A 12,746-nucleotide genomic window follows, 5' to 3' on the forward strand; every position below is an offset into this window, starting at 1 on the left:
TGGGGTCACCTCACGAGCTGGTCGGGTTGCGGGGCCCCGGCGGCGGCCGGGACGGCGGCCGGTCCGAGGGCGAGGGCGGTCTGCACGCGGGTGTCGGCCACGACGCGGCCGCCGGCGACGACCACGCGTGCCAGGGTCGCGCCGGCCAGCACGTCGCCGAGCGGCACGTCGGGCACCAGCACGAGATCGGCGCGGTCGCCGACCGACAGGCCGGCGGCGGGGAGGCCGAGCACGGTGCGCGCGCCCGAGGTCACGGCGTCGAGCGCCTCCCGCGCGGACAGGTGCGCCGCGGTCATGAGCAGCGACGTCGTCTCGAAGGGGTCGGCGCTGCCCGCGGGGTTGAAGGGGTCGCGCAGGTTGTCGGCCCCCGCGGCCACGGGAACTCCCGCGTCCAGGAGGGCGCGCACGGCGGTCAGCCCCCGGGGCGCGAGGTGCGTGCTGTCGCGGCCCTGGAGGTAGAGGTTGGTGATCGGCAGCGTCACCACGCCCAGGCCGGCCCGGGCGACGAGGTCGACGACGGGGCCGAGGCGGTCCGGCGGCAGCGACCCGAGCCGCACGGCGTGGCTCGCGGTCACGCGCTGGGTCAGGCCGCGCGCGAGCACCTCGCGGGCGAGCACCTCGACGTCGAGCACGCCGTCGTCCGGCAGCGCCGTCTGCTCGTCGGCGTGCAGGTCCACGGGCAGGCCGGTGCGCTCGGCCAGGTCGAGCACCCGGGCGATCTCCGCGCGGGGGTCGGGGGCCAGGTGCGGGCACCCGCCGAGCACGTCCACGCCGCGGGCGGCCGCCTCCTCGAAGACCTCGGTGGGCGTGTGCCACCCGCCGAGCAGGCAGACCTGGAGCGTGACCGACCCCGCGAGCTCCTCGCGGAGCGCGAGCAGGGCGTCCAGCATGCGCAGCGGGTCGCCCTCAGCGGGCGCGTCCACGTGGGTCCGGACGGTCGTGATGCCCCGGCTCACGTAGCGGCCCACGGCGGCCCGGGCGCGGTCGAGCACGTCGGCGCCGTCGATGTGCGGGGCGATCTCCCGCCAGCGCTCGATCGCGCCCACGAGGTCCTCCCCCGTCCCGGCGGGGATGCGCGCGGCGGTCAGGGCCTTGTCGAGGTGCGCGTGCGGCTCGGACGCCGCGGGCAGCGCGCGCCAGCCCGTCGCGTCCAGCCGCCCCGCGTCGTCGCCGAGGAGCGGTGACCGTCCGGCGGGCGCCACGGAGGTGACCCGGCCGGCGTCGATCTCCACGTCGACGAGCTCGCCGTCGACCGTGCGCACACCCCGCAGGGCGGTGACGTGGACGCCGGCGAGCAGCGCGGCACCGTCGGGACCGCCGACGGGGAGAGGCGCCGACCTCATGGTGCCGTCGTGCACGGCATCTCCTCTCCGCCGGTCCGGCCGGACGAGAATGTTGATCAGAGGAACATTCGGAACGCTAGAGGCGGCCTGTTTCCGCCGCGTGTCCGGTGCGGCGCGGCCGTGTGAAACGTCGCCCCGCCCCGTGGAGCAAGATGGGTCCATGCGAATCGCCGCCCCCATCGAGATCGGCCCGCTCGACGCCGACGCCCAGCAGGCCGTCCGAGACCTGGCCGCGGCCGCGGAGGCGCACGACGGCGTCGCGCCGCTGTCCGAGCAGCCCCTGCTCAACCTCGGCACGGACGCGGAGTGGATCACGCACGTCGTGGCGCACACCACGGCGGGCAGCACGGTGGGCTACGTGCAGATCGACCGCTCCGGCGAGACCGCGAGCGCCGAGCTGGTGATCCATCCGGAGCACCGCAGGAACGGTCACGGCCGGGTGCTGCTGCGCACCGCGGAGCGCGACGCCACGCTGCCGTCCCGCTCGGGCGAGCCCGGCCAGCACGGCAAGCAGCTGCGCGTGTGGGCGCACGGCGACCTGGAGCCCGCCCGCGAGTTCGCGCGGGCGGCGGGGCTGCGGCCGGTGCGCGAGCTGCTCTTCCTGGCCCGCCCGCTCACCGGGGCGGACGGCGTCCCGGAGGTGCCCGCCGCCCCCGCGGGCTACCGCGTCCGCACGTTCCGCCCGGGGGTCGACGACGCCGCCTGGCTGCGGATCAACGCCCGCGCCTTCGCCACCCACCCGGAGCAGGGCCGGATGTCGCTCGACGACCTGCGCGCCCGGCAGGCCGAGCCGTGGTTCGACCCGGAGGGCTTCTTCCTCCTGGTGCCCGACGACGCGGTCCCCGACGACGACGCAGAGGCCGACCCGGTCGCGTTCCAGTGGACCAAGACGGAGCCGGGCCAGCCGGACGACGCGCGCGACGGCGAGATCTACGCGCTGGGTGTCGACCCGGACCAGCAGGGCAAGGGGTTCGGCCGGCTGATGACCGACGTGGGGCTGGCGCACCTCGCCCGTTCCGAGGCCACGCGCGCCGTGCTGTACGTGGAGGGTGACAACACGCCCGCCCTGGCCACGTACGAGCGCGCGGGCTTCGCACGGGCCGCCGTACACGTGCAGTATGCCCGCCCGTGACGGACGCTCTCCGGGATCGTCACCCACTGTGTACCGAACGGTGACACCATGAACGACATGAAGGACAGCGTCGCGACCAGCTCCGCCAGGACCCGGGACAAGAATGGCCGATTCATGAAGCAGAGCCCCCGTACGGCAAGCGCTGAGCCGACCGACGGCGAGGCCGCTCCGGCGCCGGCCGCCCAGGCGACCGACGGCGCGCCCGCCGGCGGCGACGGGTCCGCGCGTCCGGCCGCGCCGAAGCCCGCCGTCGCCGAGAAGCCCGCACAGAAGCAGGCCGCGCCGAGGCCGGCCCCGCCGAAGCCCGGCGAGCCGGAGGACATCCTGGCGCCGCACTCCCTGGACCCGAGCCTGGCCGCGCACATCGCGGAGCACATCGCGGAGAACCCGGGCGGCACGAGCCTGCTCGACCCGCTGCTCGGCGAGCCGCTGCCGGTCGACCGGTTCGCCGACCGCGAGCTGAGCTGGCTCGCGTTCAACCAGCGGGTGCTGGAGCTCGCGGAGGACCCGCGCATCCCGCTGCTGGAGCGCGTGCGGTTCCTGGCGATCTTCGCGTCCAACCTGGACGAGTTCTTCATGGTGCGGGTGGCCGGCCTGCAGCGCCGCATCGCCACGGGTATCGCGGTCACGAGCGCCTCGGGCCTCAGCCCGCGCCAGGCGCTGTCGGCGATCTCCGAGGGCGCGCACACCCTGATGGCCCGGCACGCGCGCGTGTTCGAGGACGAGGTGCAGCCGGCGCTGGCCGCCGAGGGCATCACGCTGGTGCACTGGGAGGAGCTGGACACCAAGGAGCAGGAGCGGCTGCACAAGTTCTTCCGCAAGCAGATCTTCCCGGTGCTCACCCCGCTGGCGGTGGACCCGGCGCACCCGTTCCCCTACATCTCGGGGCTCTCGCTCAACCTGGCCGTGGTGGTGGCCAACCCGGCGACGGGCAAGGAGCACTTCGCCCGCGTCAAGGTGCCGCCGCTGCTGCCGCGCTTCATCGCGGTCGACGCGTCGGGCAAGCCCCGCCGCCCCGGCACCAAGAAGGCGGACCCGCAGCGCGGCCCGCTCTCGTTCGTGCCGCTGGAGGAGGTCATCGCCCAGCACCTCGACTACCTGTTCCCCGGGATGGAGGTGCGGGACAGCCACACGTTCCGCGTCACCCGCAACGAGGACGTGGACGTCGAGGAGGACGACGCCGAGAACCTGCTCCAGGCGATGGAGAAGGAGCTCCTGCGGCGCCGGTTCGGCCCGCCGGTGCGCCTGGAGATCGCCAAGGACATCAGCCCGCGCATCCGGGACCTGATCGTCCGGGAGCTGGGCGTCAAGGAGGAGGAGGTCTACGAGCTGCCCGCGCTCCTGGACCTCACGGGCCTCAACCTCATCGCGGACCTCGACCTGACCTCCCTGCACTACCCGCCGTTCGTGCCGTCCACGCACCGGCACCTCGCGGAGGTGGAGAGCTCCAAGCCGACCGACGTCTTCGCCGCGATCCGACGCCGGGACATCCTGCTGCACCACCCGTACGACAGCTTCTCCACGAGCGTGCAGACGTTCCTGGAGCAGGCCGCGGCCGACCCGAACGTGCTGGCGATCAAGCAGACCCTGTACCGGACGTCGGGCGACTCGCCCATCGTGGACGCGCTGATCGACGCCGCCGAGGCCGGCAAGCAGGTGCTCGCCCTGGTCGAGATCAAGGCCCGGTTCGACGAGGAGGCCAACATCTCCTGGGCGCGCAAGCTCGAGGAGGCGGGCGTGCACGTGGTCTACGGGATCGTGGGCCTCAAGACGCACTGCAAGCTGTCGCTCGTGGTGCGCCAGGAGCCCGACGGCTCCCTCCTGCGCTACTGCCACGTCGGCACGGGCAACTACCACCCCAAGACGGCGCGGCTGTACACGGACCACGGCCTGCTGACCTGCGACCCCGACGTGGGCCAGGACCTGACGCGGCTGTTCAACCAGCTCTCCGGGTACGCCCCGAAGTCGACGTTCCACCGGCTCCTCGTGGCGCCCCGCGCCGTCCGCGCCGGCCTGGTCGAGCGCATCGAGCGCGAGGCGGCCGCCGCCCGCGCGGGCCACGAGGCGTGGGTCAAGATGAAGATCAACTCGGTGGTCGACGAGACGGTGATCGACGCCCTGTACCGCGCCTCCCAGGCCGGCGTGAAGATCGACCTGGTGGTGCGCGGCATCTGCGCCGTCCGCGTGGGCGTGCCCGGGCTGAGCGAGAACATCCGCGTGCGGTCCATCCTGGGCCGGTTCCTGGAGCACTCGCGCATCTTCGCGTTCGCCAACTCGGTGGGCCCCGCCCTTGCCGAGGGACCCCCGGCGGGCCCCGAGGTGTACATCGGGTCGGCCGACCTGATGCACCGCAACCTCGACCGCCGCGTCGAGACCCTGATCCGGATCTCCGACCCGACCCACATCGGTGAGCTCCTGGGGCTGCTGGACGAGTCCATGGCGGACACGACGGCGTCCTGGCACCTGTTGCCGGACGGCACCTGGGAACGCCCGTCCTCGGGTTCGGAGGGGAACGGCCTCCGCGACCTGCAGGCGGTCCTGATCCAGCGCCAGCGGCGTCGGCTCGAGCCTGTCCGGTGACGGTCCGGAGGTCGGTGGTGGGTACCGAGCCGACGACGGCGACCTCGCCGCCGGCGGGGATGCACACCCCTGTGGTGATGACGGCGGGCGGGATCGTCTGGCGCCGTCGGGCCGGCAACGTGCAGGTGCAGCTGGTGCACCGCCCCCGCTACGACGACTGGTCGTGGCCCAAGGGCAAGCTGGAGACCGGCGAGACCTTCCAGGGTGCCGCGATCCGTGAGGTCGCCGAGGAGACGGGCAAGGAGATCGTGCTCGGCCGCCCCCTGCCCGGCCTGCAGTACCTGACGCCGGAGGGCCGCGTGAAGCGGGTGCACTACTGGGCGTCCCGCCGGGCCCGACGCGGCCGGGACACCGCGGGGCTCGCGGCCCGCGCGCCGGTCGGACCGGTCGACCGCGAGGAGGTCGACACGGCGGAGTGGCTGGACGCGGCCGACGCGGTGAGCCGCCTCACCCGAGCGTCCGACCGCGGGCCCCTGAACGCCCTGCTGGCCGCCGAGGCCGAGGGCGCGCTGGACACCCGCGCGCTCGTCATCGCGCGGCACGGCCGGGCGGTGTCACGCGCCTCCTGGCACGGCGGGGAGCGCGACCGTCCGCTCACGCCGCTCGGGCACGGGCAGGCCGCCGCGCTGGTGCCGGTGCTGGCCGCCTACGGCGTCGAGCACGTGATCAGCTCCCGCTGGGAGCGCTGCGCCACGACCATCGACCCGTACGTGCGGGCCGCGGGGCTGCGCCCGAGCTACAGCGAGTACCTCACGGAGGCGCAGCACGAGCGGTCGCCGTCGCGCGTCGCGGCGACCGTGGGCGAGCTGCTGGAGGAGACCACCGAGTCGTCGGTGATCTGCACCCACCGGCCCGTGCTGCCCACCGTGCTGGACGTGATCGCCCAGCACGCGGAGGGCGCCGTGGCGGACGGCCTGCCCCGGCAGGACCCGTTCCTCGAACCCGGCGAGGTGCTCGTCGCGCACGTCGCCGAGACCCCCTCGGGACCGCGCGTCGTGGCCACGGAGAAGGTAGGTCCGCAGGTCTGGTGACCAGATCGACCAGGATCGTGGTGGACACACGTTTCATTTCGGCGCACTATCGGTCTCCATGAGCAGCGACCAACGACCGCCGAGACGGCCGGCCATGCTGGACCCCCGGGACGCCGACGCGCTTCCCGGCGAGACGGACCCTGCCCTGCGTGACGAGATCGCCCACGCGACGGCCAGGGCGCTCGTGGACCGCGCCCGCACCGCCGAGGACCCCGCCGTGGTGGAGCGGCTCATCCACCTCGTCGAGAACGAGGGCCTGGACACCGTCGCCGGCCTGTGGGCCGACGCCGCCCCCGTCTCCCTGCCCGGCGCGCTCTGGCGCCTGTACGTGCTGCGCGAGTGGGTGCGGCGGGACATGCCTACCGTCATGCTCAGGTATCGACTCGGTGTGGACGCCGCCCCCGTCCAGGAGGCCGTCGCGGGCGTGCCGAGCCCGCCGGAGCCCGGTGACCTGCAGATACTCGCCGACGCCGTGCTGTCCGGCGTGTTCACCGGAGACCTCGCCGTCGCGCTCGAACGGGCGGGCGCGTTCTGCCGGATCCTCTCGACCGGCGCGGCCTTCGACGCGGACTCCCGCGAGGTCGCCGACCCCACCGGCGCCACCCGGATGACCCGGGGCGCCAGCTCGCTGCTGCGCACCGCGGAAGAGCTGGAACGAGCCGGTGACCTGTGGAGAACCGGCTCCCTGGAGTAGGCCCGCACGCTGTCAAGTCCTCCGCGCGGGCGCGCCCTGTGACGTCCGACCCCCTTGGCAGATCCGCGTACGGGACTACGATGGTCCATGCGACGCCGGGCTGCGGTAGCCCCGGGCTCCACCTCAAGCCGCTACGAGCGGCCCCGCGCCGAGAGGCGCTCCCGGTTCGGCGTCGCCCAACTCTCCCCCGTATCCCGGCCACGGCACCGTGCACCATGACCCGGCACGCGCGCTGTGCCGTGTGTCACGAGTCGCCAAAGCATGACCTTGCAAATTGGCGATAGTCGGCAACGGCTCTACGCTGAGCAGGTTCCAGAGCCCTCAGAACGGGAGCCCTCGTGCGCCTTACTCCGCGCGACACCACGTACTTCGATCTACTGGCCGCCCTGGCCCAGCACCTCGTCCGGGGCTCGTCCCTGTTGGCGGAGCTGCTCGGGGCCGACAAGGCAGGCCGCGAGAAGCTGGCCGACGAGATGCACGACGTCGAGCATCTCGCCGACGACGCCACACACTCGATCATGCGGCGTCTCAACCAGACCTTCGTGACGCCGTTCGACCGCGAGGACATCTCCAGCCTGGCCTCGGCCCTGGACGACTGCATGGACGAGATGGACGAGGCCGCCGACCTCATCGTCCTCTACAAGGTCGAGGGCCTGCCGGACCGCGTCTCCGACCAGGTCCAGGTGCTGCAGCGGTGCGCGGAGCTCACGGCCGAGGCCATGCCCCGCCTGCGCTCGATGGACAAGCTCGCCGACTACTGGGTCGAGGTGAACCGCCTGGAGAACCAGGCGGACAAGCTGCACCGCAAGCTCATCGCGCAGCTCTTCGACGACCTGGCCGGCGACCCGGTCCAGCTCATGAAGCTGAAGGAGATCGTGGAGGTTCTCGAGAACGCCGCGGACAGCTTCGAGAAGGTGGCGAACATGGTCGAGACCATCGCCCTCAAGGAGTCCTGAGTTGGAGGTCGCCCTCGTCGTCCTCGTGGTCGCGCTCGCCCTGAGCTTCGACTACACGAACGGCTTCCACGACGCCGCGAACGCGATCGCCACGTCGGTCTCGACCCGGGCGCTGACGCCGCGCGTCGCGCTCCTCATGGCGGCGACCATGAACTTCGCGGGCGCCCTGCTGGGCACGGAGGTCGCGGAGACCATCGCCACCTCGATCGTCGACCTCACGGGCGCGAGCACGCACGCGGAGCTCGCCGTGGTGCTGTGCGCGCTGCTCGGCGCGATCACCTGGAACCTCATCACCTGGTGGTTCGGGCTGCCGTCGTCGTCCACCCACGCCCTCATCGGCGGGCTGGTCGGGGCCGGGCTCGCGGGCGGCATGAGCGTCTACTGGTCCGCGATCGTGGACAAGGTCGTGCTCCCCATGGTCGTCTCGCCGCTGGTGGGCTTCGGCCTGGCGTTCGCCGTGATGATCGCCGTGCTGTGGATCTTCCGCAACGCCGCGCCGGCCAAGACCCACCGGCGCTTCCGCATCGCGCAGACGGCCTCGGCCGCCGCTATGGCGCTGGGCCACGGCCTGCAGGACGCGCAGAAGACGATGGGCGTCATCTACCTGGCGCTGCTGACCGTGGGCTGGGCCAACCCGGACACCGGCATCCCCCTGTGGGTCAAGCTGTGCGCGGCGGCGGCCATCTCCGCGGGCACGTACTCGGGCGGCTGGCGCATCATGCGCACGCTCGGCCGCAAGATCATCGAGCTCGACCCGGCGCGCGGCTTCGTGGCCGAGTCCGTCTCGGCGCTCGTGCTGTACGTCAACGCGTTCGTGCTGCACGCCCCGGTCTCCACCACGCACACGATCACCTCGGCGATCATGGGTGTGGGCGCCACCCGCAGGCTCTCCGCCGTGCGCTGGGGCGTGGCCAAGAACATCGCGATCGCCTGGGTCCTCACCATCCCCGCGGCCGCTCTGGTGGCCGCGCTGGCGACATGGGCGCTCTGGCCGTTCCTCACCTGACCCGCCCCCCGGAGGAGCGCTCCGTGCGCGACCGCCCCGGGGGGCGACTTGGCATCGGGCGACTTAGCATCGCAGCATGAGCACTGGTCACACGGCACCGAGCGCCTCCGCGCAATCGGCCCACCGCAAGGCAACGGCACTCGCCTTCGCCGCCGCGGTGGGCGGCTTCTTGTTCGGCTTCGACAGCTCCGTGATCAACGGGGCCGTGGACGCCATCCAGGGTCAGTTCTCGCTCAACCCGACGATCACCGGGCTCGTGGTCGCCGTCGCGCTGCTCGGCTGCGCGCTCGGCGCCTGGGCCGGCGGGCGCCTGGCCGACCGCTGGGGCCGCACCCACGTCATGGTGCTCGGCGCCGTGCTGTTCTTCGTGTCGTCGATCCTCTCCGCCATCGCGTTCTCCGCCGTGGACCTCGCCGTCTGGCGGTTCATGGCCGGCGTCGGCATCGGCATCGCGTCGGTGATCGCGCCCGCGTACATCGCGGAGATCGCGCCCGCCGCGATGCGCGGCCGTCTCGGCTCGCTGCAGCAGCTCGCGATCACCATCGGTATCTTCGCGGCCCTGCTCTCCGACCAGATCCTCGCGGAGTCGGCCGGCGGCGCCGCCAACGTCCTGTGGCTCGGCTGGGAGGCCTGGCGGTGGATGTTCCTGGTCGCCGTGATCCCGGCCGCCGTCTACGGCATCCTCGCCCTGCGCATCCCCGAGTCGCCGCGCTACCTCGCCGCGAAGGGGCGTGACGACGAGGCACGCTCCGTCCTGGCCAGCGTCCTCGGGCCCGACGAGGACGTCGACGACCGCCTCGCGCAGATCCACCGGAGCATCGTGATCGACGAGGCCAACGCCTCCGAGGGCTCGCTCCGGGGCAGCGCCCTGGGCCTCAAGCCGATCGTCTGGGTGGGCATCCTGCTGTCGGTGTTCCAGCAGTTCGTCGGCATCAACGTGATCTTCTACTACTCGAGCACCCTGTGGCAGGCCGTCGGGTTCGACGAGAGCCAGGCCTTCCTGGTCTCCACCATCACGTCGATCACGAACGTCGCCGTCACGTTCATCGCCATCGCGCTCATCGACAAGGTGGGCCGCCGCCCGCTGCTGCTGATCGGCTCGGCCGGTATGACCGTGTCGCTCGGCCTCATGGCCCTCGCGTTCACGCAGGCGACCGGCACGGGCTCCGACATCTCGCTGAGCGGCCCGTGGGGCGTCATCGCGCTGATCTGCGCCAACGCGTTCGTCGTCTTCTTCGGCGCCTCGTGGGGCCCGCTCGTGTGGGTGCTGCTGGGCGAGATGTTCCCCAACCGCATCCGTGCCGCCGCCCTCGGCGTCGCCGCGGCCATGCAGTGGATCGCCAACTTCGCCATCACCCTGACGTTCCCGCCGCTGCTGTCCGCGTTCGGCGCCAGCGTGCCGTACCTGATGTACGCGGCCTTCGCGGCGCTGAGCTTCTTCTTCGTGTTCACCAAGGTGCCCGAGACCAAGGGCATGGAGCTCGAGGACATGGGCGACGAGTCCCGCGCCGGGGCCTAGACCTCGGCAGGCGAAGCACGGCGCCGCTCCCCCATCCGGGGGGCGGCGCCGTTTTCTTTCGTGCGCCGGTCGGCGGTGTAGCGCAGGTCACACCGCCGTCGTCGGTGCGCCCAGCCGGAGACGCTTGCATTCGGCAACCATCTGGATATAGTTGCTTTAAGCAATCAACCGCGAGGCACCCATGACTTCCCACAGCAGCCGGACGCTGTCCGGCACCGAAGCCCCCGCCGTCGCCCTGATCACCGCGCTCCAGAGTCTTTCCCGCGCCCAGCGGGAGGCGGCGGCACGTATCGCCCACGAGCTCGACTGGCCCAGGGCCGGCGTCGCCGTGCTGCACCTGCTCGACAGGTGCGGCCCGGTCTCCCTGTCCGACATCGCCGCGCGTCAGCGCGTCGACCTGTCGGTCGCGAGCCGCCAGGTCAGCACGCTGGCCGACGCCGGGTACGTCGTCCGGACCGTCGACGACGAGGACCGCCGGGTCCGCACCGTCGAGCTGACCGACGCCGGCCGGGCCCTCGCTGCCGAGGCCACCGAGCAGTACAAGAAGCTCATCGACCAGGCGTTCGCCACCTGGTCCCCCGAGGACCTCGCCGAGGCGACCCGCACGCTGGACCGCCTCGTCGACACCATCAGTGCGGACATCACGCACCGGAAGACCCCCCAGAACCAGCAGGAGTGTGCATGACCAGCCCCAACACCACGACCACGGTGGCCGAGCCCGACCACCTCCAGGGCGAACCACCCGCCATGACGCACACCGAGGTTCTCCGGGCGCTGTCCGGGATCCTCCTCGGCATGTTCGTGTCGGTCCTCGCGATGTCCGTCGTCTCGTCGTCCCTGCCGAAGATCATCACCGACCTCGAGGGCGGCCAGTCGGCCTTCACCTGGGTCGTGACGGCGACCCTGCTGACCTCGACGATCTCGACCCCGATCTGGGGCAAGCTCGCCGACCTCACCAACCGCAAGACCCTCATCCAGATCGCACTGGTCATCTCGGTGCTCTCGGCGGCCGCCGCGGGCTTCTCGCAGGACGTCGGCCAGCTCATCACGTTCCGTGCCTTCCAGGGCATCGGCGCGGGCGGCCTGCAGTCCCTGGCCGCCGTGCTCATCGCCGACATCATCAGCCCGCGCCAGCGCGGCCGGTACATGGGCCTCATGGGCTCGATCATGGGTATCGGCATGGTCGGTGGCCCGATCCTCGGCGGCTTCCTCACCGACGCCATCAGCTGGCGCTGGAACTTCTTCGTGGGCCTGCCGTTCGCGATCGCCTCGATCATCGTGCTGCAGCTGACCCTGAAGCTGCCCAAGCGGCCGAAGGGCTCGGCCCGGATCGACGTCATCGGCGCCACGCTGATCTCGGTCGGCATCGCCACCCTGCTGCTGTGGATCACCTTCGCGGGCAGCAAGTTCGACTGGATGTCCTGGCAGACGGCCGCGATGGTCGGCGGCTCCCTGGTGATCCTCGCGATCGCGGTGCTCGTCGAGCTCCGCGTCAAGAACCCGCTCATCCCCATGTACCTGTTCAAGAACCGCACGCTGGTGCTCGCCGTGATCGGCTCGGTCGCCGTGGGCGTCGCGATGTTCGGCTCGTCGGTGTTCCTGAGCCAGTACATGCAGCTCTCGCGCGGCAAGACGCCCACCGAGTCCGGCCTCTACACCATCCCGATGGTGGTCGGCCTGTTCCTGTCGTCCACGGTCAGCGGCCAGCTCATCTCGAAGACCGGCCGGTACAAGCCGTTCATGGTCGTCGGCGGCGTGCTGCTGACGGGCGGCCTGCTGCTCCTGTCGACGCTCGACTACCAGACCTCGTTCGTGCTGGTGTCGATCTACCTGTTCGTGCTCGGCGCGGGCGTCGGCATGCTCATGCAGAACATGGTGCTCGCCACGCAGAACACGCTGCACATCAAGGACTCGGGCTCGGGCACGTCCACCGTGACGTTCTTCCGTTCGCTCGGCGGCGCGATCGGCGTCTCCGCCCTCGGCGCGATCCTGGGGCACAGCGTGAAGGAGAACCTGAAGACCGGGGTCACCGAGATCGCACCGGAGCTCGTCAAGCAGGGGATCGACCCGTCGGCGCTGTCCTCCGGCGGCGGCACGCTGCCCGATCTCTCGACGCTCCCGGCCCTGCTGGTCGAGGTCGTCGAGAAGTCCTACGCGAACGGCATCGCGGACATCTTCCTCGCCGCCGTCCCGCTCGCCCTGATCGCCCTGGTCTGCGTCTCCCTCATCAAGGAGGTGCCGCTGGGTCACCGGTCGGGCATCGACCAGCTCCAGGATCTCGAAGCCACCGAGGTCTAAGGCGTAGCAAGCGGGGGATTTCGTGCCCGCGGGCTGTGATCCGGGCGCTTGACGCGTCATCATGGGCGCATGCTCTCGAGTACAGGCAGATCCAGCACGGACGCGTCCGAGGACGGTGTCGCCGTCTGCCACAGGGACCACAGCGAAACCCCCCAACAAACGAAGAACCTTCCCCGGCCCTTTTGGG

10 protein-coding genes are annotated in these 12,746 nt (G+C 71.8%); 9 read left to right on the forward strand and 1 reads right to left on the reverse strand.

All coding sequences use genetic code 11. The annotated features are described in order from the left end of the window. Positions 1 to 5: 5 nt before the first annotated feature. Entirely contained in the window at positions 6 to 1,343 is a 1,338-nt protein-coding gene (locus ACFV9Q_RS08810) for an amidohydrolase family protein (protein WP_377234086.1), read from the reverse strand. A gap of 160 nt (positions 1,344 to 1,503) precedes the next feature. Between ACFV9Q_RS08810 and mshD the strand changes: the two genes are divergently transcribed. From mshD to ACFV9Q_RS08855, 9 genes are all read left to right on the forward strand, one after another. Beyond that, the gene (gene mshD / locus ACFV9Q_RS08815) at positions 1,504 to 2,475 is read left to right on the forward strand and encodes a mycothiol synthase (protein WP_377234087.1); all 972 of its coding nucleotides are present in this window, start codon (positions 1,504 to 1,506) and stop codon (positions 2,473 to 2,475) included. 114 nt (positions 2,476 to 2,589) lie between these two features. After that, on the forward strand, positions 2,590 to 5,055 hold the full coding sequence (locus tag ACFV9Q_RS08820; protein ID WP_377234088.1) for an RNA degradosome polyphosphate kinase: 2,466 nt from the start codon (positions 2,590 to 2,592) through the stop codon (positions 5,053 to 5,055). A gap of 17 nt (positions 5,056 to 5,072) precedes the next feature. Continuing rightward, entirely contained in the window at positions 5,073 to 6,086 is a 1,014-nt protein-coding gene (locus tag ACFV9Q_RS08825) for an NUDIX domain-containing protein (protein ID WP_377234089.1), read from the forward strand. 94 nt (positions 6,087 to 6,180) lie between these two features. Further along, positions 6,181 to 6,780: a hypothetical protein gene (locus tag ACFV9Q_RS08830; RefSeq protein WP_377227205.1), complete on the forward strand. Its 600-nt coding sequence runs from the start codon at positions 6,181 to 6,183 to the stop codon at positions 6,778 to 6,780. A 338-nt stretch (positions 6,781 to 7,118) separates the two neighbouring features. Beyond that, positions 7,119 to 7,736, forward strand: coding sequence for a DUF47 family protein (locus ACFV9Q_RS08835; RefSeq protein WP_182620292.1), 618 nt, complete (start codon positions 7,119 to 7,121; stop codon positions 7,734 to 7,736). Position 7,737: 1 nt separating this feature from the next. After that, entirely contained in the window at positions 7,738 to 8,742 is a 1,005-nt protein-coding gene (locus ACFV9Q_RS08840) for an anion permease (protein WP_377234090.1), read from the forward strand. 76 nt (positions 8,743 to 8,818) lie between these two features. Beyond that, positions 8,819 to 10,261, forward strand: coding sequence for a sugar porter family MFS transporter (locus ACFV9Q_RS08845; RefSeq protein WP_377234091.1), 1,443 nt, complete (start codon positions 8,819 to 8,821; stop codon positions 10,259 to 10,261). A gap of 181 nt (positions 10,262 to 10,442) precedes the next feature. Beyond that, on the forward strand, positions 10,443 to 10,946 hold the full coding sequence (locus tag ACFV9Q_RS08850) for a MarR family winged helix-turn-helix transcriptional regulator (protein WP_377234092.1): 504 nt from the start codon (positions 10,443 to 10,445) through the stop codon (positions 10,944 to 10,946). After that, positions 10,943 to 12,559, forward strand: a complete 1,617-nt coding sequence (locus ACFV9Q_RS08855; protein ID WP_377234093.1) for an MDR family MFS transporter — start codon at positions 10,943 to 10,945, stop codon at positions 12,557 to 12,559. Before ACFV9Q_RS08850 ends, ACFV9Q_RS08855 begins: the two co-directional genes overlap by 4 nt. Positions 12,560 to 12,746 lie beyond the last annotated feature (187 nt).

The sequence above is a fragment of the Promicromonospora sp. NPDC059942 genome (assembly GCF_042731755.1).
Lineage (GTDB): Bacteria > Actinomycetota > Actinomycetes > Actinomycetales > Cellulomonadaceae > Promicromonospora.